At 42.1% G+C, this 23406-nt stretch carries 25 protein-coding genes and 2 riboswitches; of the genes, 2 read left to right on the top strand and 23 right to left on the bottom strand.

Annotated elements, in window-relative coordinates; genetic code table 11:
• Positions 1–51 precede the first annotated feature (51 nt).
• The gene (locus B9Y89_RS12305; protein ID WP_085523512.1) at positions 52–540 is read left to right on the top strand and encodes an inorganic diphosphatase; all 489 of its coding nucleotides are present in this window, start codon (positions 52–54) and stop codon (positions 538–540) included.
• 33 nt (positions 541–573) lie between these two features.
• Here B9Y89_RS12305 and B9Y89_RS12300 read toward each other — a convergent pair whose 3' ends face one another.
• The 15 genes from B9Y89_RS12300 to B9Y89_RS12230 all read right to left on the bottom strand — a co-directional run bounded on the left by B9Y89_RS12300 (position 574) and on the right by B9Y89_RS12230 (position 15184).
• Positions 574–1791 carry an ABC transporter ATP-binding protein gene (locus tag B9Y89_RS12300; protein WP_085523511.1) on the bottom strand — a complete coding sequence of 406 codons (1218 nt, stop codon included), beginning with the start codon at positions 1789–1791 and terminating at the stop codon, positions 574–576.
• Positions 1792–1798: 7 nt separating this feature from the next.
• Complete coding sequence (locus B9Y89_RS12295; protein ID WP_085523510.1) at positions 1799–2857, bottom strand: FecCD family ABC transporter permease; 1059 nt, start codon at positions 2855–2857, stop codon at positions 1799–1801.
• A complete protein-coding gene (locus B9Y89_RS12290) occupies positions 2820–3794 on the bottom strand; it encodes an ABC transporter substrate-binding protein (protein WP_085523509.1) in 975 nt (324 codons plus the stop codon). Before B9Y89_RS12290 ends, B9Y89_RS12295 begins: the two co-directional genes overlap by 38 nt.
• A 122-nt stretch (positions 3795–3916) precedes the next feature.
• A riboswitch (cobalamin riboswitch) is annotated at positions 3917–4095 on the bottom strand.
• Positions 4096–4138: 43 nt separating this feature from the next.
• On the bottom strand, positions 4139–5923 hold the full coding sequence (locus B9Y89_RS12285) for an ATP-binding protein (protein WP_139822797.1): 1785 nt from the start codon (positions 5921–5923) through the stop codon (positions 4139–4141).
• Positions 5920–6639, bottom strand: a complete 720-nt coding sequence (locus tag B9Y89_RS12280; protein ID WP_085523507.1) for a response regulator transcription factor — start codon at positions 6637–6639, stop codon at positions 5920–5922. The genes B9Y89_RS12285 and B9Y89_RS12280 overlap by 4 nt, the downstream gene beginning before the upstream one ends.
• Before the next feature lie 57 nt (positions 6640–6696).
• Positions 6697–7899 carry a c-type cytochrome biogenesis protein CcsB gene (gene ccsB / locus B9Y89_RS12275; protein ID WP_085523506.1) on the bottom strand — a complete coding sequence of 401 codons (1203 nt, stop codon included), beginning with the start codon at positions 7897–7899 and terminating at the stop codon, positions 6697–6699.
• Positions 7896–9548, bottom strand: coding sequence for a cytochrome c biogenesis protein ResB (locus tag B9Y89_RS12270; RefSeq protein ID WP_085523505.1), 1653 nt, complete (start codon positions 9546–9548; stop codon positions 7896–7898). Before B9Y89_RS12270 ends, ccsB begins: the two co-directional genes overlap by 4 nt.
• A gap of 129 nt (positions 9549–9677) precedes the next feature.
• Positions 9678–10397: a pseudouridine synthase gene (locus B9Y89_RS12265; protein WP_085523504.1), complete on the bottom strand. Its 720-nt coding sequence runs from the start codon at positions 10395–10397 to the stop codon at positions 9678–9680.
• A gap of 189 nt (positions 10398–10586) precedes the next feature.
• The gene (locus B9Y89_RS12260) at positions 10587–11117 is read right to left on the bottom strand and encodes a spore maturation protein (RefSeq protein WP_085523503.1); all 531 of its coding nucleotides are present in this window, start codon (positions 11115–11117) and stop codon (positions 10587–10589) included.
• 3 nt (positions 11118–11120) lie between these two features.
• Positions 11121–11714, bottom strand: a complete 594-nt coding sequence (locus B9Y89_RS12255) for a nucleoside recognition domain-containing protein (protein ID WP_085523502.1) — start codon at positions 11712–11714, stop codon at positions 11121–11123.
• The gene (locus B9Y89_RS12250; protein ID WP_254901244.1) at positions 11711–12859 is read right to left on the bottom strand and encodes a D-alanyl-D-alanine carboxypeptidase family protein; all 1149 of its coding nucleotides are present in this window, start codon (positions 12857–12859) and stop codon (positions 11711–11713) included. The genes B9Y89_RS12255 and B9Y89_RS12250 overlap by 4 nt, the downstream gene beginning before the upstream one ends.
• Before the next feature lie 127 nt (positions 12860–12986).
• Positions 12987–13331, bottom strand: coding sequence for a hypothetical protein (locus B9Y89_RS12245; protein ID WP_085523501.1), 345 nt, complete (start codon positions 13329–13331; stop codon positions 12987–12989).
• A gap of 173 nt (positions 13332–13504) precedes the next feature.
• Positions 13505–14080 carry an SMC-Scp complex subunit ScpB gene (gene scpB, locus B9Y89_RS12240; RefSeq protein ID WP_176222205.1) on the bottom strand — a complete coding sequence of 192 codons (576 nt, stop codon included), beginning with the start codon at positions 14078–14080 and terminating at the stop codon, positions 13505–13507.
• Entirely contained in the window at positions 14073–14888 is an 816-nt protein-coding gene (locus tag B9Y89_RS12235) for a segregation/condensation protein A (protein ID WP_085523499.1), read from the bottom strand. The genes scpB and B9Y89_RS12235 overlap by 8 nt, the downstream gene beginning before the upstream one ends.
• Positions 14889–14944: 56 nt before the next feature.
• Positions 14945–15184: a hypothetical protein gene (locus tag B9Y89_RS12230; RefSeq protein WP_085523498.1), complete on the bottom strand. Its 240-nt coding sequence runs from the start codon at positions 15182–15184 to the stop codon at positions 14945–14947.
• 123 nt (positions 15185–15307) lie between these two features.
• Between B9Y89_RS12230 and B9Y89_RS12225 the strand changes: the two genes are divergently transcribed.
• On the top strand, positions 15308–15709 hold the full coding sequence (locus B9Y89_RS12225; protein WP_085523497.1) for a DUF309 domain-containing protein: 402 nt from the start codon (positions 15308–15310) through the stop codon (positions 15707–15709).
• Here the strand turns inward: B9Y89_RS12225 and B9Y89_RS12220 are convergent.
• The 8 genes from B9Y89_RS12220 to B9Y89_RS12185 all read right to left on the bottom strand — a co-directional run bounded on the left by B9Y89_RS12220 (position 15703) and on the right by B9Y89_RS12185 (position 23406).
• Positions 15703–16074 (bottom strand): GNAT family N-acetyltransferase, encoded by a 372-nt coding sequence (locus tag B9Y89_RS12220; RefSeq protein WP_085523496.1) that lies wholly within the window; start codon positions 16072–16074, stop codon positions 15703–15705. The two genes, B9Y89_RS12225 and B9Y89_RS12220, sit on opposite strands and share 7 nt — an antisense overlap.
• Positions 16075–16185: 111 nt before the next feature.
• Positions 16186–16650: a 6,7-dimethyl-8-ribityllumazine synthase gene (gene ribH / locus B9Y89_RS12215; protein WP_085523495.1), complete on the bottom strand. Its 465-nt coding sequence runs from the start codon at positions 16648–16650 to the stop codon at positions 16186–16188.
• Between the two features lie 12 nt (positions 16651–16662).
• The gene (locus tag B9Y89_RS12210; protein WP_085523494.1) at positions 16663–17865 is read right to left on the bottom strand and encodes a bifunctional 3,4-dihydroxy-2-butanone-4-phosphate synthase/GTP cyclohydrolase II; all 1203 of its coding nucleotides are present in this window, start codon (positions 17863–17865) and stop codon (positions 16663–16665) included.
• Positions 17858–18481, bottom strand: coding sequence for a riboflavin synthase (gene ribE, locus B9Y89_RS12205; RefSeq protein WP_085523493.1), 624 nt, complete (start codon positions 18479–18481; stop codon positions 17858–17860). The genes B9Y89_RS12210 and ribE overlap by 8 nt, the downstream gene beginning before the upstream one ends.
• A 1-nt stretch (position 18482) precedes the next feature.
• Positions 18483–19568 carry a bifunctional diaminohydroxyphosphoribosylaminopyrimidine deaminase/5-amino-6-(5-phosphoribosylamino)uracil reductase RibD gene (ribD, locus tag B9Y89_RS12200; protein WP_254901242.1) on the bottom strand — a complete coding sequence of 362 codons (1086 nt, stop codon included), beginning with the start codon at positions 19566–19568 and terminating at the stop codon, positions 18483–18485.
• A 114-nt stretch (positions 19569–19682) separates the two neighbouring features.
• Positions 19683–19823, bottom strand: a riboswitch (FMN riboswitch).
• 50 nt (positions 19824–19873) lie between these two features.
• Positions 19874–21202, bottom strand: a complete 1329-nt coding sequence (lysA, locus tag B9Y89_RS12195; RefSeq protein WP_085523492.1) for a diaminopimelate decarboxylase — start codon at positions 21200–21202, stop codon at positions 19874–19876.
• Positions 21203–21347: 145 nt separating this feature from the next.
• Positions 21348–22853, bottom strand: coding sequence for a spore germination protein (locus B9Y89_RS12190; protein ID WP_303393585.1), 1506 nt, complete (start codon positions 22851–22853; stop codon positions 21348–21350).
• Positions 22846–23406, bottom strand: a complete 561-nt coding sequence (locus B9Y89_RS12185; RefSeq protein ID WP_085523491.1) for a stage V sporulation protein SpoVABEA — start codon at positions 23404–23406, stop codon at positions 22846–22848. The genes B9Y89_RS12190 and B9Y89_RS12185 overlap by 8 nt, the downstream gene beginning before the upstream one ends.

Raw genomic sequence — 23406 nt, 5'->3', positions numbered from 1 at the left:
TTCAGCAAAAGTTGCTATAATAATCATGATGATTATTAAGGAGGTCATAACATGACAGATAATAGAGTCGTTGACGTATTTGTCGAAATTCCAACAGGCAGTCAGAACAAATATGAGTATGACGAGGATCAAGGTGTTTTTAAATTAGACCGTGTTCTTTACTCACCCATGCATTATCCAACCGAATATGGTTACATAGACAACACACTTGCGCTTGACGGTGATCCACTTGATGTTCTCGTCTACACAACATTCCCGACATTTCCGGGATGTGTGATTGAATCACGCATTATCGGCGTATTGAACATGAGTGATGATAAAGGTCAAGATGAGAAACTTCTAGCTGTACCGACTGAAGATCCTCGTTTTGATGACGTCAATACATTGAATGACGTTCCAAAGCATGTCCTTGATGAAATCGGACATTTCTTCAAAGTGTACAAAGACCTTGAAAACAAAGAAACAAAAATCGGTGATTGGGAAGGTCCTGAAAAGGCGGCCCAACTCGTTGACGAATGCATTGAACGCGCGAAAGGTTAAGGCGATAATGAACAAGGGGACTGACTCAAAAAGTCAGTCCCCTTGTTTCATTAAAACCTGATCAACGTGATAGATCACATGCTCTTGATCAATCGTTTGCCTTCTACCCATCTTCGTTCCGAGAATGATATGGGTCTGTCCTTGTAATCGAATAAGGAGACGATGATATAATTTAAGCATATCTACCTCTGATACTTCCGCTTCTAAAATCACAAGGATGACGTCCATAGATTGTCCAGCGTTCAGCCAATAGATGTGCTCGGTATCACCTTCAAATTGTTCATGCAGACAGAACGTACTGGTACCATTTCCATCGAATTGTAATGGTAAAAACGAACTTTCCGGTTGATTGGTCAAGGATAACCCCTTATACCATTCAAAGGCCTCACTACGGTTAAATTCACTATAGATTTTCACAGGGGTTGACCACGTTAACACTGACGCATCAATCTGCATGTTAAGCGAAACCCAGTCATCTATTTGCCGATTCATATAAAACACAGGTTTATGAGTCTGGACATGACTTTTCCTGATGACGGCAGAACCGTAGACCTGTTCCAGCAAGTCAGGGGTTAATACTTTCTCAGGCGGACCAATAGCTTGGGCGCGACCTTCTTGTAAAACTAAAATACGATCACAATAAAGGCTCGCCAAATTAAGATCATGAAAAATGGCAACAACCGTGATATTCCGCCGTCTTGCCATTGTGTCAATTGTATTAAGCAGGTGGATTTGATGATGAACATCTAAATGGTTCGTCGGCTCATCCAGCAACAAACCATCGGCTTCTTGAGCAAGAGCTCTCGCAAGCAATACACGTTGCCATTCACCACCGCTCAGCGATGCGATCGAGCGCGTCGACAAATACTTAACATCGACCGCTTCCAAGACTTCATTGACAACTTGATAGTCCCTAGCCCGCAAAGCATTTAGCCAACCTTTTTGCTGGGGGTATCGCCCCATTTCAACAATTTCCTTGACAGTGTAGGCAAACGGCATCGGATTGCGTTGCATTAGGACTGCTAGTTTTTGTGCCCGTTCTTTTGCAGACATCGCCTTGATTTGATCATGGTCGATGAAGATATCACCACTAAACGGTATTGTATGCGTTAGTGTATTGAGTAATGTCGTTTTACCACTACCATTCGGGCCAACGATCCCGAAAAATTCACCTTTTTTAATAAATGCGTTTATATCATGTAAAATCCGTTTGTTTTCATAACCCGCATTCACATTTTGTAGATATATCATCCTTGCCTCAACCCTTATGCTTTCGACTTTGAATTAAAATGAGGGCAAATACTGGTGCCCCAACCAAAGCTGTGATGACCCCCAAAGGTAATTCCTCCGGCGATAGTAAGATTCTCGCCAACCAATCGGTGACTACTAAGAAGGTCCCGCCGTTCACAATGGATAAAAATAGCAGATGTTTTTGATTTGGACCTGCCATCATCCGGATCATATGAGGGATAACGAGACCAACAAATCCGATTGTACCGGATACAGACACAGCAGCCCCTGTCAGACATGAGCACGCTATAAGGATCCAAAGTTTCGTTCGTGCAACATTCACCCCCATGTGATGTGCAGATTGTTCACCGGAAGCAAAAATATTGATTTCTTTAGCACGAACGGCTAGCAACAACCACCCGATCAAAAAAAACGGCAGCGTCATCTGTACATGCCGCCAGCTCTTCATGGCGACGCTGCCTAACAACCAAGAAACGATGGCCCGCATATTCTCTCCAGATAAAGCTATCATGAGTGAAATCAATGCTCCCAAAAAAGAACTCACAATAATGCCTGAGAGAATCACCACTTCATTGGATAGATCTTTCCGAACGGCCCGGGCTAGTCCGATGACAATGAATAAGGTCAACAATCCTGCGGTAATACTCATCACCGGTAACGTCAGGGAACCAAGCATCGGCAACGACCAACCGGTATAAATGACAAAAACAGCACCAACAGAAGCCCCTGAGGACACACCAAGTGTATAAGGGTCAGCCAATGGATTTCGCAATAATCCTTGCATCGCACAACCAGCGGCAGCTAAGGCAGCTCCAACAAGAAAGGCGACCAGCACACGAGGCATACGAATCAACCAAATAATGTTGTCACTAACAACCGGATCACCAGATACTGGACCCCAAAACAAATGTGAAGCAATAATATCAATCACTTTAAAAAAAGGGAGTGCCACACTCCCACTGGCAATCCCTAATACTATGGCTGTCATCGCTAATAAAAAAGTGCATAGGTAGAGAAGGACAATCCGGTTATTGCCCGAAAGCATCCGGATAAACGCGCTTCGCAAGTTCAACGACTCCTTTAGAAATCCGTGGACCGGGCCTTGAAACGAGATTAGTATTTATGGTGTACACACGTTCGTTCTTAACCGCGCCGACATTTTGCCAAGCTTCACGGTTTAACACACTTTGCACTGCTTTTTGATCACCATAAGTTAATATGATGATATCGGGGTTATATTTAACAGCTGCTTCTTCGGTCACTTTGGGATAACCTTGCAAATCACTAGCAACATTATTTCCTCCGATGATTTGGATAAGTTGATTCATAAATGTCCCTTGACCCGCTGTATAAATATTGGGTGAGGCCGATATTTCTGTCCAAATTTTCTTTTTCTTAACATCAGCTTTCTTTACCTTTTGTTTAACATCAGAAATCGTTGTTTTCATATCCTCAATAACGTGCTGACTTTGATCACTCATACCTGTTAACTTGCCGATAGTTGTTATAGAATCGTAGATACCATTAAGCGTTGTTGGATTTTTGACAACAAACACTTTGATACCCGATTGCCGCAGTTTCTTTATGGCCTTAGGTTTATTAATCTGTTGCGCGAGCACGAGATCAGGATTTAACGAAACAACCTTTTCAACATTAATTTTTAAACCGCCAACTTTAGGTAAATCTTTGACAGCTTTTGGATAAGTATCATTGTTGGTAACACCGACCATTTGATCATCAAGACCCAAAGCAAATGCGATTTCCGTATTACTTGGAAGCAAGGATACGATCCGTTCCGGGGCCTGTTTGAGCGTCACTTGTTTTCCGGTCTGATCTTTCATCGTTACCGGGAAAGCCTGATCAGCTTCCTTATGTTGTTCTTGCTGGTCGCCTCCATTATCTTGGTCGGTTTGATTTTGCTTTGACTGATTGCCACATGCCGTCATGATAACCAGCATGAGGGTGAGTAGAACTAAAACTGTTAAACGAAAACATGATTTCATAAAAAGATTCCCCCTTTATAAGTAAAAAAAGCCCATCCATTGGATGAACTTTCGTCACGACGGCACGATTCAGTCATCGCAAAAATCCGTCGTTTCCAAAACTCAGAGCCCCGAAGTATAGAAACACTCTCGATGCGTAGGCAGGTCTCCTGACTCATGCTTCATCCTACTAGAACTCTTCCCGGGCTCGCAGCACCCAGTGATGATGTTCATTCGTCAACAATAACAGTTGCGGGGACAGTTTTGGTCTCACACCAAATTCCCTATTAAGTCTAACGACACCTACACATCCACTATTCTATTTTCTACACAAGTCTACAAAATTCACAACCCTCTTGCAATGATTATCCACGAGGCAACGTAAAAGCAAACGTCGTTCCTTTCTCAACTTTACTATGCACCGATATTTGACCGCCGTGAGCTTCAACAATATTCTTTGCGATGGCCAGTCCGAGACCTGTTCCTGACTTACCGCGCGTTCGTGCTTTATCGGCTTTATAAAATCGTTCAAACACAAACGGTAAATCTTCTTTTGGAATACCTGATCCCGTATCCGTAATACTTATGCGGATATGGTCATGCTGCTCACGTGCCTGAACTTTAACATAGCCCCCCGCCTTGCTATGGCGAATGGCATTGTCAATGAGATTCGTCACGACTTGTTCGATACGGTCAGGGTCTATTGTTAACATGATATCATCATGTTTCAGGCCATCATAGAGCAATTGAATGCCTTCATCTCGGGCCATGGTTTTAAATTTACTAACGACTCGTTCAGAGAACTCATTCATACGAATGTCCGTTGTATTCAGCTGAAAATGACCTGTTTCAAGACGCGCTAAATCAAGAAGCTCATTCACAAGCCTCCCCATTCGCAACGACTCTTCATAAATGATGCGAGCAATTTCCTTCTCTTCCTCTTCAGAACCGGCAACATCATCAACAATCGCTTCACTATATCCTTGCAGCATTGATATGGGTGTACGTAGTTCATGGGATACATTCGCGATAAATCCCTTTCTTAATTGATCGAGCCGGCGTTCTTCTGTCATATCACGCAATACGGCTACAGCACCACGAACTTCCGTCTGATTATAGAGAGGTGTCATTAGGAGCACCCAACTACGGCCCTGGTAAGTTACCTCTGTTACTTGTTCCTTTTCCGTACGCGTAACTTCTTGGAACAACGTTTTAACCGGCTCAGGTAAGGGCTTGTCGTCCCTATCAAAAACATTTTTCTCATACATCCAAGAAGCAAGAAATTGTTCAGCCGGAGGATTCGTGATTAGCATTTCACCCTTCTCGTTTAACGTCATCACGCCGTCGGCCATACTGCTAAGAATCCCTGATAATTGTTCCTTTTCTTGATTCAGCGCCGTAATATTTGCGGTCAACTGAGTTCCCATTTTGTTAAAAGCAGTCGCTAATTCACCAATTTCATCCTTAGTCAGAACCGGTACATGGGTATCAAATTTACCTTCAGCTACCTCTAGAGCTGCTTGACGCATGTTCCTAAGTGGAGATGTAATCCGGGTTGATAGAAAGAAGGCAAAAATCGTTGTCAAAATAATGGCAATGCCAGCACCAATATAGATGATTTTCTTAGCATTATCAGTTGTCTCCTCTATTACATCCAAGGATTGATAGACATACACTGCACCAGGCTCTCCGTCAAATGTTTCAATCGGAACGCCAACGATTAAAATGCGGTTATGCTGGGCTTGACCATCTATTTCAAACGAAAAGTCCCCTTTTTTCGAAACTGTTTCTTGTTCTGTTAGCACATCAGATAATTTCGGATCGTCGGTAATCGCAGGTTTCGGTAATTTTGGAAGGTTATTCTTAGCAGGTGAAATCCAATAGGCACCGTCACGATTAAGAACGATGGCACGGGCCGAATAAGCATCGGTGATTTGTGACACCGCCTCTAAAGCAGAACCTGTCTTTTGGTGATCTGAAACAATTTCATTAACCTTCACACCAATTCCTTCCATCTGATCCTCAACTTCATTGACGTGAAAGTTCTCAAACAACTGCAATAAGAGAAACGTTAAGAAAAATAAAACAACGGACACCAATAACAAAATGGTGCCCCATAGTTTAACAACAACGCTTTTCCAAAACATCAGCTGTTACCTACCTCAAATTTATAACCAACGCCCCAAACCGTGACAATGATATCCGCTGCTTCCTCCGATATGTTATTGAGTTTCTCACGTAATCGTTTAACATGCGTATCAACGGTTCGCAGATCTCCAAAAAACTCATAATTCCAAACATCGCGTAGCAAATCTTCCCGCGAAAAAACTTTGTCTGGAGCATTGGCAAGATAATAAAGTAATTCGTACTCTTTAGGGGTTAAATTAACGTATTGATTGTCAACTGTGACGCGATGAGCATCGTGATCAATGGTTATATGCGGAAAGACCAAAACTTCTTTTGTTTTAGTTTCTGTTTCTAGAAACTTCGTCGTTGAAGAACGGCGGAGTAATGCTTTAACCCTAAGGATAACCTCGCGCGGACTGAAAGGTTTGACGACATAATCGTCAGCACCAACCTCAAATCCCTGGACACGATTCGTCTCTTCACCTTTCGCTGTTAGCATTAATACGGGCGTCGCTTTTTGCTCGCGAAGCTTGGCGCAAACTTCCTCCCCATCCATTCCTGGTAGCATGAGGTCAAGGACAACTAAATCATAGTCATTGTTAATCGCTAACTCAAGCGCATCTTCACCGTTATCAACTTCTTCAACCCCGTAACCTTCACGTTCTAAGTACATTTTTAGTAAGCGACGAATCCGCTCTTCATCATCCACAACAAGTACCGTTTGTTGTTCTTCGCTCACAACAATCCCTCCAGACGAAATGAATATAACCAGTGATGACAACACTAACACAGTTTTTTAAGCATAAGAGTGAAGTCCAGCAATAACTAGATTCACAAACACGAGATTGAACATGATAACGACGAAACCTATAACGCTGAGCCATGCCGCTTTCTCACCACTCCAACCTCGTGATAGACGGAAGTGCAAATATGCAGCATAAAACAAGAACGTGATTAAGGCCCATACTTCTTTAGGATCCCAACCCCAAAAGCGTCCCCAAGCTTCTTGAGCCCAAATCGCTGCAAACAATAGACCACCTAATGAAAATACGGGGAATCCTATCGCAATGGCTCGATAGCTGATTTCATCCATTAATGGTGCATTAACTTGACTTAACAAACGATTCAGCGGCCGGCTTAAACGCTGTCGAATAGCAAGGCGCAATAATCCATACAAGACCAAGCCCCCTAGAATGGACCAAAGCATTGTATTGAGTTTCCTCGGCGCATTGGCACCATTCATCCATGACGGCGCTTCAAATAGCGGCCCGAATCCTTCATCAATCATCTCTCCCCCATCGGGTCCAGCGATAGCTGGCATATGATAGTGAAGTTCAGCTTGAACATCTTTTTCATTAACCCAATTAAATGCCACATCATAATTCATTTGCTTAAAGGTAAAGGAAATAATAACAAAAGCTAAAGTACACAGAATCGTATACATAATAAATTCCAGCCAGAAAGTTTTCTTTGACCGGTGACTTTGATCAATCACCCGGATGAGATAAATTAATCCTGCAATAAAACTCACAGATAAGATGCCTTCACCAAGCGCCACTGTGGTCACATGAATATATAACCAATAGCTCTGCAAGGCCGGAATAAGTGGTTGAACTTCGGATGGAAAGACACTGGCATAAGCAATAATAATCACAGCAATCGGTAAAGCAATCACACCAAGACTGTTATTTTTGTACATACCATAAATGATAATAAAACCAAGAATAAGCGTCATTGAGAAGAACGTCACAAATTCAAATAAATTACTGACAGGAATGTGATGACTAGCAATCCACCGAAGGACAAAAAAACCAACCTGTGTAAGAAAACCAATGATTGTTATAATATAACCGCGCCGCCCTAATCGATCAGCAGGCGTTGTTTGCCCTTTTTTCTTAAAATTTTTCCCAGTCACTGCAACAGTAAAAACAATCGTTCCAATCGTATATAAAATAAATGATATGAGTAACAAGATGCTGCTGCTTTCTACGAGAGTCATGTCCCGCTCCCCCTTTCTTCCTCAGTTGATTCTTGATCATCTAACCGATCAACCGGTGGATTTAAGTCAGCTTCTGAGGTAACATCGTTTATATCTTTTTTGATGCTCATCCAATTTTTGTTCGTTAAGGCAGCTAACCATACTTGACCATTTTTATGTTGGAGCCAAATTCGGCGATGGTTCCAATACATGCCTTGAGCAACGCCCATTAAAAATATAATCGCGCCCACAAAGGCAAGTGGAAGAGCCAAATTCTTATGGACAACTAAACCGGACATGGGTTTGGTATCGGCATTGACAAACTGAATGGAATATTTATTATCACCGAAAACGTCATAGTTTTTCTTTATCCCGATAAAATTAACTTCACCCTTAGGCTTATCGGGAGCAAAAAGTTTAAAAATAAATGCCGGATTATTAGGCACCGGTGATCGGGTTGCAGGTTCATCGTTCTGATTCCAGTAAAAATCCGGGAAATACTTAATAACTTTGACCTTGTAACCATCCTTCAGCTGATAAACAGATTCAGGCTCGTCCAAATTAACAGTGAACTGACCATGGGCTTTACCCGAATCAGGGTTGACCATTTTAAAGGACATCTTATATAAAGGAAATTGATAGGATTGCTGATAAACTTTATAATTGCCAAACTCAAGCGGGTGATTAACCTTAATATCATCATCCTTAACTTTTGACAGTTCAGGCTCTGATCCTAACACATAGTTCCCTTCTTGCTTATAGAGACTGACGTTCGTTTGATAATTTTTAACGACACCGCCATTTTTCTGAATCGCTTCCTGATATGTCTCATTATTCTTATCATAGTTTTCTACGATAAATTTATGGTTCCTAATATAATATTGGTGATCCGTCGCGGGAACGGCGACTTGTTCCCCTTCGCGGACCCACATTGATTGATTGACATAGACGCCCGGAAATAGCAGAAGCATGCCGGATATTAAAATCAATATCAGACCAATATGATTAACATAAGGTCCCCATCTCGAAAATCTCCCTTTTTCTGCTAACAAATCGCCATTATGTTCCGTTATCTTATATCTTTTGTTCTTTAAGGCCGCCTTAACTTTATTCGAAATCGCCTCTCGCTGTTCATCGGAATCAACCATCGTCTGACTGATGACACGCTGGCGTTTAATGAATCGCTCATGCCGGGTTACACTCTGATTTTTAAGTGCTCTCCTTAGCGGAACGAAGCGATCAATACTAGCAATAATTAAAGAGGTACCAAGCAACCCTAATAATGTGGCAAACCACCAAGATTTGTACAATTCATGAAAACCAAGTTTGACGTAGACTTTTCCGACAGATCCATATTGCTCTTGATAGTATTGTAAAGCGGTATTTTCAGTGGCTGGCGTATATTGTAATTGCGGCAAAATCGTCCCAATCGCAATCGCAACTAGAATAAGAAGGATTAAAGTAATACCAACTTTTACAGACGAAAATGTATTCCATACTTTATCAATGATCGTTTTCTTATAAGTTTGCGATCGTCGCGCGCTACCTTCATATCGCATCGTTAGTAATTGTTTTGTTTGTGAGTCATCTAGCGGTTTCCCGCAAGCCTCACACAAAATCGTCCCCTCAGGATTCCGATGCCCGCATTCACAATGGATTGTCTGACTCATTTGTTAACACCTCTAATACTACTACGGGACTTTATCAATTCCACATTTATGTATCATCGTTTACATACAAAGCAACCAATTCTACTATAACGTTAAAAACCATCCATTGGAATCATCGATTTATGACACTTATGTGACAGCTAGTTGGTAAAGTTGCTTGATTTCATAAGGCTTTAACATTCGGTAATCACCAGCATTAAGTGATCCTAGAGTCAATGACCCATAGCGTTCGCGTTTTAATTTGATAACGTCATAGCCCAGCACCGCAAACATCCGCCGAACTTGACGGTTTTTTCCTTCTGCAATGATGATCTGGATGATTGCAGTCTGTTTTTGCTTATCTGATGACAGCAGTTTAACCTTAGCAGGCGCCGTGACCCCATCCTCCAATTTAACACCTTTCTGTAATTTACGAATGTCTTCTTTTGACGGAATGCCTTTAATTTTAGCAATATACTCTTTTTCTACCTTATAGCTTGGATGCATCATCTTATTAGCAAAATCACCGTCATTTGTTAACAATAATACCCCTGATGTATCGTAATCTAATCGACCAATCGGGAAGACGCGTTCGTCAATCTCAGGAAGATAGTCGGTCACAACTTTTCGATCCCGATCATCTTTTACACTGGAAATCACACTTGTTGGTTTATAGAAAAGCAAATACACCGGTTCTTCCTTTTCAACTGGGACGCCATTCACTTCGATTTTATCTGTTTCGGCGACCTTTGTACCTAATTCAGTCACGGTCCTACCATTGACAGTGACCTGTCCATCTGTAATTAGTTGTTCAGCTTTTCGTCTTGATGCAATTCCTGCTTTCGCAATCATTTTTTGCAAGCGTTCCATGGTCTCACCTCACCGTCCATCATACTCTTAGGGGTCACTTTTCTCAAGTATCAGTATCAATCATTGTTAACGAAAAGTTACGCCCCCATTCCTTAGATTGCTCCCACTAAAAAAACCACCCGAATCATTCAGGTGGTTATGACGCCTAGCACCGGCGTTGAAGGGCGTTTTAACCTTAGTCGATAATGCTTAACTAAACACCCATGTCACAATTGCAATCGCCGCAATAGCACCGGCAAGGTCAGCCAATAATCCGACTTTTAATGAATCGCCAATTCTTTTAACACCGACAGCACCGAAGTAAACCGTAATAACGTATAGGGTCGTGTCGGTACTGCCTTGTAAGGTTGACGCCAGACGTCCGATAAATGAATCCGGCCCATATGTTTCCAAAATATCTGACACCATGGCAAGGGCGCCGTTACCTGATATGGGGCGAATCACGGCCAATGGGACAATCTCCGCCGGAACACCGACGATATTTAAGACAGGTTTGATGCATTGAATAACAAAATCCATTGCACCTGATGCACGGAAAACAGAAATGGCCACGAGCATCCCTAACAAATAAGGAATAATCGAAACCGCTATATTAAAGCCTTCTTTTCCACCTTCGACAAACGTTTCATAAGTAGGTACTTTTTTTAATGTACCATAGAGCAACACAACGCCGATAAGAACAGGAACAATCCAGACTGAAATCGTCGTAATAAGACTCATGGGCTATTCCCTTCCTTTTCGCTTCCGCCGGTAATAGAAAATACGATCAATCATAATCGCTGCGGCTGTTGAGCAAGCCGTTGCCGCTATCGTTGTTCCTACAATTTCTGTAGGATGAACGGATTCAAATTTCATCCTAATCGCAATAATCGTTGTAGGTATAATCGTTAAACTAGATGTGTTCAATGCAAGTAGGGTAATCATTGAACGGCTCGCTTCCGGACGCCCATCGTTTAATTGTTTGAGTTGTTCCATCGCCTTGATCCCCATAGGCGTTGCAGCATTACCGAGGCCAAAGATATTCGCGACCGTGTTTGATAAAATATAGCCCATTGCGGGATGGTCCTCGGGGACATCCGGAAACAATCGTTTTATTATCGGTTTGAATAATTTGGCTAGTCTCTCTAACAGGCCCGACTGTTCTGCGATCTTCATAAGACCTAGCCAAAACACAAGAATACTCACTAAACCGATACAGATTGTTACGGCTTCGTCAGCCGAAGTGAAGATCGCTTGATTGACTTCATCCATAGTACCATGAACGGCAGCATAGCTGATCCCTATTAAAAACAGGCTGATCCATATTAGATTAATCATGACCCTATCCATCCTAAGCTGCTGGTAAATAGCTTTTTAAACAAAGACCAAAATCCGCCGCTTTCATCCTGTTCCACTTGTTCCATAAATAACGGCATACGCGTAAGTGCTTCATCACCACTCTCTACATTAAGATAACCAATTGGTTCGTGTTCCGGCCATTTCGACGCCTCATCAAATTTATATAACTTTAGATGAGTGGAAAGGTTCTCGTTTTCTTTATCGGTTAACGGATAAACCAACGATCTATGCGTATAGAGACGGTCTTTATAAGCTTGTTTCTCAATGCCTGAAATCTTACCCTTTTCTACAATCGTAACCATATCATAGGTCTTAAAGCCCCAGTTAAACAGATTTCTGTGATCTTCCCAGTCATTGCCGTCATCGAGTGTAACGACCACAAGGTCCATATCATCTTTTGTCGCTGTCGATATCAATGTTCTTCCGGCTCTTTTGGTATACCCCGTCTTCCCCCCTGTAGAATAGTCATAATTGAACAATAGCTTGTTCTTATTCTTCCAGCTCCGATCCCATTTATCATTCGGGTTAGGCGCCTTATAATGTTTCGTTTTAAAAATCCTTCGAAACGTTTTATTGGACATTGCATACTTTGTTAAAATGGCCATATCATAGGCAGTTGAGTAGTGATCTTCTTGAGTGTCTAAACCATTGGGATTAGCGAAGTGTGAGTCGAACATTCCTAATTCCCGCGCCTTTTTATTCATTAAGTGAACAAAACCTTGGACACTACCACCGACTTTTTCAGCTATCGCCACGGCCGCATCATTTCCTGATTTTAGCATCAAACCGTAAACAAGATCCTTGAGCTTAATTTTCTCACCCTTTTTCAGATAGAGAGATGATCCCTCGGTCCCGTACGCGTTATCACTAACCTTAACCATCTCATCCATTTTGCCTGATTCAATCGCCAAGATTGCTGTCATGACTTTGGTAATACTTGCAATCCTCATTTGTTTATGTATATTTTTAGAAAAAAGAACCCGGCCCGAGGTTTGATCCATTAAGATCGCCGCTCGTCCTGACACGCTTATATTCTTGTTCCCTTTGTTCGCAGAAACTTCAATAGGGGTGCTCGATATAACCAATAGCATGATCAATACAATCAATAAAACTTTTTTGCTCACGATTCATCCCGTCCCTTGGTCAAACCTCATTTAGGCTCTCCTACTTAATTCTTAATACAGTATTTGTACAAGTCTATGCAGAGACGGCTTGTTTATGAATCGATTGGGTGTTTTTTTCATTATTCTTTTAGATCAATAGTTGCCCTTGAACCAGTAAAATTGACCAGATTGTTATCCCAATACCACTGGCTATCGCCCAGTAAATGACAAAACGTCGATTATCCCGCGCTATTCTCATAGCTAATAAGAATGGTGTTATCATCCAAGGTATTGTTAAAATCAGACTAAGTATCATCGTGAAAAGGCTCCACGCTGACCAGTAAGCCAATGCCGAACCAATAAAGAATACAGGAAACACCGTGAATAGCGGACTGAAAATAATCAATGTTTTAACAAGCCTCATATACGTTTCCATGAACCTGTCAAGATCCGTGAACAGATAATTATTCCAATTATTAATCATTTGTACCATTATACTTGTCCCCCTTCTTATTATCCTCTTTCCCTCTGTGAACACGCCATACACTTGAAGCAACTTATCCTTTTTTATAAGTATGATGGTCATATCTAGCTATGACATCAATGCATACACACACAAAAACCCGGCCAAAAAAGGCCGGGAAGCAACTATTCAGAAGTGATGGCTTATAAATCATCAATTGTTTGCTGGAATTTTTCAAAAAACAAATCAGAATCATGTTCATTATCCAACGTCTCATCTGAGGGCATCGGCGGTAAGTCGTCAAGCGATCTTAGCCCAAAATAAGTTAAGAACTCATCCGTTACCCCGTATAATATCGCACGTCCTGTTCCTTCTGCACGCCCGACTTCCTTAACCAAGTCACGGGAAACTAACGTATGAATGGCTTTCTCACTTTTGACACCTCGAATTTCTTCCACTTCCGCCCGGGAAATCGGTTGGTTATAAGCGATAATAGCTAATGTTTCTAATGCGGCCTGTGACAATGTTGACGGCCGCGGGGCCTGTACCATCTTTTCTATGTAAGGGGAAAGTTGCGTTTTCGTGATTAATTGATAAGTCCCGGCAATTTCTTGAAGTTCCAAACCACGATCATCACGGTTTAATAAATCATTGAATGCTTGAATGACGTGCTCAACATCATCTTCAGCTAAGGCTGTCTGAATTTGTTGCTCTGTCAATCCATCATTGCCGGCCAAATAAAGCATGGCTTCTAATGCTGCCAGTTTCTCATTATTCATAGGCAACGTCTTCTCCTTCGGTCAACTGTACCATAATGTCGGAAAAATTATTTTTTTGTGTGCAGGTAATTTGCCCCTCCTTCATCAATTCCAAAAGAGATAAAAATGTCACAACCATATGCGAACGGCTTGGATAAGGAAACAGCACGGCAAATGGCTGAGGCTCCTGAAGTATGCTTAATGTCCGGATAACTTCTTTCATCCGTGTCCCAATCGGCAGATCTTGCTTTTCAACTTTCGTTTGTAACGGTGCTTCAAGCTTTCGTCTCCGAAACAAATGCTGCAGCGATGAGATCATATCATAAAGGGAGACATTGGTCACTTGTGGTTTCATATCGGTGTCATGCTGAAACTCACTTAAGTCACTCGGTGGCTTCACATATACATGGCTTTGACTAACTTCCTTATCTTGCAGTGCCTCAGCCACTTTTTTATATCGTTTATAATCCAATAACCGGCGCATGAGTTCTGCACGGGGATCTTCTTCTTCGACAGCGTATTCATCCTCTAAAGCCTCTTCTTCAAGCTCTTCTTGTTGGGGTAGCAACATGCGGCTCTTCAATTCAACCAGCGTCGCAGCCATCACAAGATACTCACTAGCCACATCCAAATGGAGTTCTTGCATTTGATGAATATACTCTAAATATTGCTCAGTAATGGTCGCTACTGGAATATCATAGATATCAATTTCCAACTTTTTTATTAAATGTAAGAGCAAGTCCAGCGGCCCTTCAAAGGCATTAATTTTAACTTTATACTCCAATTTATCACACCTACTAAAACTGACAGTATTATAGCATAAGCTCATTTTTTTGTTAAAAGTTCATCTCGGTGTCCAAAACGAATGCTGAACAATGAAGGCCCTCACCATTTAAGCGTCAAAAAATTAAGAGAAACAATGCCGGCTAATGGTACGGTCATGACATGTTGTTTGGGTTTCACTAGCAACTTCAGTTCGCGTTCGATAGCTTCAAATGTCTGCAATTCTATATAGTTATGATCAACCCGGGTCACCAGTCCTTGATAACTTGCTCCATCCGTTGTTTCAAATTGCACTGCCTGGCCCACCGCCTTTGAACAAATTGAATAATAATCGTTCCCCATCACACATCCCACCTCAGTAAAGAATAGACATTTATTCTATGTTAAACTATGCTTAAACCTTATAAATTGTCTAGATGAATGTCATAGTCAAGAGTGGAATTGTGACTGTAGGAGGAATCGTCAGTGTATCCACACCGCTACATCGAATTTTTATATTTATTTCAATGTCGCAGGGATTATTTCGAATGCCACGAAGTTTTGGAAACGGAATGGAAACAGAAGCCCAAAGGCTACCGGGACATTCACTGGGTTGGTCTGATTCAAGTAGCTGTGACCTTATACCACTACCGCCAAGGAAATTTAATTGGCGCCCAAAAAATGATTCGTAAGGCGATTAATAATTTAAGCCCTAACCGCCAGGCACTGCGACGATTAGGGCTAGAAGACGACCAAGTGATTCATTTATTGTATCAACTTAAAGAGCGCATTGACAAAGGTGATCCTTATCAAGATATAACATTACCTGTTGCCGATCTGGCCCTTATCCGATTATATTATCAACAGGCCACTAAAAACCGTCAGTAATCCTCTACTTGATTTTCCGTTTCACATTTATCATAAAAATCCTCGGTTTGTTTTGTCGGAGCAACATGATAGCGCTCGGCAAATAGCTCTTGTAATGCACAAACCATTTTACGACCGATGCCTTGGCCGCGATGTGATGGACTCACACTCACATGATGAAGTTCAGCTGTTTCTGTTTCATCATCAACTTTAACACCGAGAATCCCGATGATATCTTCTTCTTTCCAAAGAAACAGCTGCCATGCTTCATTTTCTTCATATAATTTCATCGTGCTTTGTAATTGTTTCAGATCTTTTTCGGACGGCACAAAAGATAGCAAACCCATTGCAATCTTTTCATAAGTCCGTTTATAGCGAATTAGCATAATAAACCCCTCAATATACCTGAGTTAGTTTGTAACACATACTATCATAACGTGTTTAAATGCATTTTGCTATATTATAACCAAAAATCAATAAAAAGTGCATGTGTGAACTCAAAGTTTTTGATTCAAATTTGCCATTTCAACAGCTGAAAAAGCAGCGTCATACCCTTTATTTCCTGCTTTTGTACCAGCTCTTTCAATCGCTTGTTCAATGGTATCGGTGGTAACAACGCCAAAAATTACCGGAATGCCTGTTTCTGAAGCCGCTCGTGAAATGCCCGAAGCTGTTTCACGACAAACGTAATCGAAGTGAGGTGTTGCCCCCCTGATGACACAGCCAACAGTGATAACAGCATCATAGCGTTTGGATTGCGCTAACCTCTTAGCGGCAAACGGGATTTCAAATGCGCCTGGTACCCAAATGACTTCAATAGCCTCTGACTCAACACCTAGCTGTTGTAACCCTGCCTGCGAACCATTCAGAAGCTTTTCTGTAATGAAATCATTAAATCGAGCGACTACAATGCCAATCTTTAGCCCTTTTCCTTGGAGTTCTCCTTCAAACACTTGGGTCATATCCTTCTCCTCCTATAATTTATCAGAATGTAACAAATGTCCTAATTTCTCTGATTTCGTTTGCATATATCGCTGATTCTCAGCTCTTGGTGGTATTTGCAAGGGAACCCGATCGACCACTTTTAAACCATAGCCTTTGATACCGGTTATTTTACGGGGATTATTGGTTAATAACCGCATTTGTTGGATCCCTAAATCCCGCAATATCTGAGCACCGATACCATAATCCCGCAAATCAGCTTGAAATCCTAAAGCTTCATTGGCTTCAACCGTATCATAGCCTTGTTCCTGCAACTTATATGCTTTCAACTTGTTCATGAGACCAATTCCTCGGCCTTCTTGTCTCATGTACAAAAGAACCCCCTTACCCTCTGCTTCAATTTGATTAAGAGCAGCATGGAGTTGCGGACCGCAATCACAACGATGAGAACCAAAAACATCCCCTGTAAGACATTCGGAGTGAACTCGAACCAAGACAGGTTCATCTGGTTGTATATCTCCTTTAATTAAAGCCACATGCTCCTTTTCATCCAGTTGGTTCGTATAGCCAACAGCACTAAACTGACCGAAATCAGTCGGTAACTGTACACTCACCTCCCGGTTAACCAATTTTTCTTTTTCGCGTCGATAAGCAATTAAATCTTGAATCGTCATCATTTTGATGTCATATTGATCGGCTATCACCTTTAAGTCAGGGACTCGTGCCATGGTACCATCTTCGTTAATAATTTCACAGATGACACCAGCTGGTTCGTGGCCCGAAAGTCTGGCTAAATCAACGGCTGCTTCCGTATGTCCTGCGCGTCTTAACACACCGCCCGGTTTAGCTATTAACGGAAAGATATGGCCCGGTTTATGAAAATCAGCAGGTTTGGCATCTTTTTTCGCTAATTGATTCACCGTCGTTGCCCGTTCACTTGCGGAAATGCCCGTCGTTGAGTCGGTCGCATCGACACTAACAGTAAATGCTGTTCCTTGAGGATCTGAATTATGACCCACCATGGGAGTAAGTTCCAAGTCCGCTGCTTTTTGTTCCGATAATGGTGCGCAAACTAAACCTCGTCCATGTCGAATCATAAAATTAATCGTCTCTGGTGTCGCTAATTCAGAAATGGCCACAAAGTCCCCTTCATTTTCTCGATCTTCATCGTCACATACGATGACGACTTGCCCTTTTTTAAGATCATCGATCGCCGCTTCGACGTGATTAAACATCTGCTTCATCTCCTCTAGAAAACGAAGTATAGGGCTGAGTTGCCTTTTTGATATATTTCCCCAATATATCTGTTTCAATATTGACCGTATCATCGACGGTTTTGTCGGCAAAAATAGTATTTTCTTGCGTATGCGGGATCAGTGAAATTGTCACTTCATCATTCGTAACCCCAAACACGGTTAAACTCACACCATCAACCGTAATGGATCCTTTACTTACGAGCTCATCACTTAATTCGGACGGAATGCGCAAATCCATATACACCGCATTGTCAACGGGGGTTATTTTGCTTATCATTCCTGTTCCATCGACATGACCGGTAACAAAATGGCCTCCGAATCGATCCTGAGCGGCTAATGCCCGTTCCAAATTCACTCGTGATCCTGGGCTCGAGTCTCTGAGAGAGGTCGTTTGCACAGTTTCCGGCATCAAATCGACGGAAAAACCATCATCCAGCAACGCCTTAACAGTCACACATACACCATTAACAGCAACACTATCACCTAACTGGAGATCAGTCATGACTGCTTCTGCCTTAATACTCATATCAATCGCATTTCCGCTTTGTTCCACCTTTTTTATAATGCCCATTTCTTCGACAATACCTGTAAACATCTTAGATCCCTTCTTGTCTATAAATCATTTTAGTGTCTGTTCCTATGGATTCTGTATGAATATGATTGAATGTTTGGACGTTGTCCAATAAGTCAATGCCTTCTCCTGCCACCGATGTATAAGCAGCTTGTCCACCAATGATTTTCGGTGCGGTATACACAATTAGCTCCTGAACATGCCCTCCTTGTAAGAACTGTCCCATAATTGTCGGGCCTCCTTCAACTAAGAGTGATGTGATCTCAGCAGATGCCAGCGTCTCTAAAACCTCATCGATCGTACCTGCCTTTGTATCAATGACTTTGATATGTTCATCATTCGATAAGGACGCCCATTTGTCTTGATCAGCATATTCGGTTGTAAAAATCCAAGTATCCGCTTTTCTGTCTGCCACAACCTTTGCATTCAAGGGGATACGTAACTCGCGGTCAAGAATGATTCTCGTTGGATGTTTGCCCCCTAGAGACGATCGGTTGGTCAGGGTTGGGTCATCCTTAAGAACCGTACCAATGCCCACCAAGATTGCGTCATGGTCTCGTCTAAGTAAGTGGCCATCATCACGAGCTTGTTTCGATGTTATCCATTGACTTGCCCCTGTCTTTGTAGCGACTTTGCCATCAATACTCTGCGCCATCTTTGCGGTAACATAGGGGCGTTGTTGACCGATATAGTGAAAAAATATTTTATTAGCGTCTTGGGCTTCCTTTTCCATGACCCCGACAGTAACATCAATGCCATGGTTTCTTAGTTTCGTAATCCCGCTTCCACTCACTTTAGAATGAGGGTCAATGGTGGCGATGACCGCTCTTTTAATGCCTGATTTAATGATGAGATCCGTACAAGGCGGTGTTCGCCCATAATGATTACAAGGTTCAAGGGTCACATATATGGTGGCACCTTCAGCTTGTTTGCCGGCCATTGTTAGGGCATGAACTTCCGCATGTGGGCCGCCTGCTTGTAAATGGGCACCCAATCCGACAATTGACCCAGCGCGAACAACTACTGCTCCAACAACCGGATTAGGATTCGTTTGTCCTTGCATCTGTTCGGCTAATGTTAAAGCCAGTGACATATAGTGTTCATCAGACAAATGTTTCTCACCTCAATCCATATTAAAAAGCCCCGAAAAAGCAAAGCTTCTCCGGGACTATCTACTATACCAATCAACCCAATTAGGACATAAAGACAGTCCCATTAGGTTGTTGTTAACCTTCTCCCATCCAGACTTTCACTGTCGGTTCTGGAATCTCACCAGATCAAGCGCATTTGCGCGTCGCGGACTTAGAAACACATCGTTCATTTCACTACCGCCGGTCGGGAATTACACCCTGCCCCGAAGGTCTCCTTATTCAACTGTATTTAGTATAATAGCTCAATCATCAACTTGTCTAATCATTAGCTTTTATTACCCACACCTGAAAGCGACAAAGTATAATCCAGATCATGTCGAACAAGATCAGCATAAGTTTCCCGTCTAACCACCAACTGGGCATCACCATTTTCAACGAACACAACGGCAGGACGCGGCAATCGGTTATAATTGTTCGCCATCGAATAGCCATAGGCCCCTGTACAAAAGACAGCAATTAAATCACCAGGTAATGTTTCAGGTAAACAAGCATCCCAAATCAGCATATCGCCGGATTCGCAACACTTGCCTGCCAAAGACACGGTTTGGTCTGCCTTAATATCTGCCTTCGATGCATTCATCGCTTCGTACTTTGATTGATACAGAGCTGGACGCAAATTATCCGTCATACCACCGTCAACTGACAAATAAGTTCGGATCCCCGGTACATGCTTCTTGGCACCTGCTGTATAAAGCGTTGTTCCAGCTTCACCAACGAGTGCCCGCCCCGGTTCCACCCATACTTCAGGAACTGGCATTTTAAGTTGTTCACTTGCTTGTTGTATTTGTTGGACAATTTCACGAATATGAGTATCTAGGGGTATTGGATCGTCTTCCTTTGTATATTGTATACCAAATCCTCCGCCGACATTGAGAATTTCAGGTGTAAAACCTAAACGATCCCGCCAAGCTTTGATATGTCCAAACATATTTTTTATCGCTGTAACAAAGCCCATCGATTCAAAAATTTGCGACCCAATATGCCAATGCAGTCCTTTTAAATTCATTAATGAATGACTCTGGGCCAGCCGGACAGCGTTCTCAATCGTCTGATCATTGACATTGAATCCGAATTTCGAATCTTCCTGCCCCGTCGTGATATATTCATGCGTATGTGCTTCAACCCCTGGTGTTATGCGGAATAACACGTCAACGGATTGCTGCCTAGCCACGGTTAATTCTGATAACATATCTAACTCAAAATCGTTGTCAACAATAATTGTACCGATACCCTGATCAAGCGCAAATGACAACTCCTGTTCGCTTTTATTATTGCCATGAAAATGGATGTGTTTCGGATCTAATCCTGCTTGGATAGCTGTATATAGCTCACCGCCCGACACAACATCCAGCGCTAGACCTAATTGATCAACGAGTTGGTACATCGCCACTGATGAAAATGCTTTACTCGCATAAGCTATTTGCCATTGGACGGGGAACTCCTCAAAAGCTTGTTTCATTAAGTTAACATTCTGTTTCATTAACGCAACATCATATACATAAAGAGGGGTGCCGAATGATTGAGCCAACCATGTGGTATCGACACCACCGATTGTTAAATGGCCTAAATGATTGATTGACTGTGTCCCACGCATAATCCGTACTCCTTTATGCTGGTTTTTTACTGCTAAATTGAAAATTTCACATAATTATAGCAGAGTCAAGCCATGAAGTAAACAAGCGAAATAATCAAACGATAAAAAATGGGGATATCAATTAATAGACATCCCAAGATTGAACTTAATTTTGACGCTTACCTTGGTTGGACGGTTGCTCTGTACTATTCTGTGGTCTAACGATACTTGGTCGAATTTCTGACATTGGCATGGTTGTTCTAATCATAATATTAAGGAATGCCATTGGATTAAATGGAATAAGTGGCCAGAGATAAGGAGTGTTGATATTCTTTGTCCTGGCAAGATAAATAATTAAAGCAGTCGAGACAATGACAAATCCGGGGACACCAAACGCAGCGGCGACTATTATAAGAATAAATCGCACCACTTTATTGGCCACACCTAACTCATAACTCGGCGTTGCAAAGGCACCAATCGCGGAAACCGAGGTATAAAGGATCACTTCTGAAACGAAGATACCAACCTTAATCGCTATTTGTCCAATAAGGACAGCAGCAATTAAGCCAAGGGCCGTTGACAACGATGTTGGTGTATGTATGGCCGCCATCCGAATGATTTCAATTCCAATTTCGGCGAGCAGAATTTGTAACACTAAGGGAATATGATAAGCTTCTTTTTGGGGGCCTATCCAATCAATCGAAGCTGGCAATAACTCATTATGTTGAACCAGTAACAACCATATAGGCATTAAGAACACCGACATAAGCATCGCAATAAATCGAACCCAACGCATAAATACTCCAACTGCCGGGGTCTCTCGATATTCTTCAGCATGCTGAACGTGATGAAACAAGGTTGTTGGCAAAATAATCACACTAGGTGATGTATCAACAATTATTAAGACATGTCCTTCAAAGACATGGGCAGAAGCCACATCAGGACGCTCAGTATAGCGAACCATCGGATAGGGATTATAGCCTTGGTTAATGAGAAATTCTTCAACAGCTTTATCTGCCATTGGAATACCATCAACTTCAATCTTTTTCAGTTCTTCTTTGATCGTCTTAACCAATTCTGGATTCGCAACGTCATTAAGATAACACAAACAAACGTCTGTTTTTGAGCGCTCCCCAATTTGCATAATGTCACTCCGGTACCGTTCATCCCGGATTCTCCGACGAATTAACCCTGTGTTTTCAATAATATTCTCTGTAAAACCATCCCGAGAACCTCGAACCACTTTTTCTACATCGGGTTCTTTAGGGGTACGCCCGGGATAGTGACGGACATCCATGACTAACCCAACTGTTTCGCCGTCAATTAGTATAACAATTAACCCAGATAACATGTTGTCAACAACTTCATCCAAGGTTTGTATTTCTTTGACTTGTTGGTGTGTCATATGCTGCTTAATTGTTTTTCGCAAGCTTATGTTTGACTGATGCAGATCCACCATTCGCAGCATTTCTCTAAACATTTGCACCACGAGTGTGGAGTCTGTCAATGGTGTACAATAATATAATTCAACTTTGTTACTTAGAATGTCAAATTCACGAACACCGACATCGAAGTTGCGACTGCCAATATTGAGCCGTTCCTTCATATAGGCCTTATTCTCTTCAATACGCTTTTTAATCGGTTCTTTATGTTTTTCCCCTTGTTTAATGATAACCACTCCTTTCCATCACTAACTTGACGGCTTCCATAGTTACTGGAGCTCCTTTTTCCGGTCGGTCAAATCCACCGACTTTGCCAATATCTCCAACGCCAACAATCACAGGCAGATTTAGGCGATCGAGAACGTAGACAGTGTCACCGGCAACACGACCCAGTTCCAGATCAGGAACACCATCTTTGTCTACACCATATTCACTGAGATGGCCGAATTGGTCTATACTGACATCGACTCTTGACCACTCATGAAAGCTGCTATTAGAAGCAACGGCAATAGCACCAAGTGGTTGGACGTCCTCATGAGTAGCAACAAATTCTAGCGCCTTTTCTCCTGGACCTTCCCCGTTAAAACCACAATCATCAAACATGACTAGTATTGGGTCATAAGGTGTTTCTTGTATAAATTCCACCAACTGCGGCCCGGTTAATGGCGTCGGATTTCCAGACGATCGGGAAATACATCGACAGCCGAGTTTATCGGCAGTCAACTCAACTGCCTGACGGGCATATTTGTCACCGTCGGTTATTAAAATGACATGTTTGACCAC

Source organism: Tuberibacillus sp. Marseille-P3662, from assembly GCF_900178005.1.
Lineage (GTDB): Bacteria > Bacillota > Bacilli > Bacillales > Sporolactobacillaceae > Marseille-P3662.
This window is presented reverse-complemented; position numbering and strand designations above follow the sequence as displayed.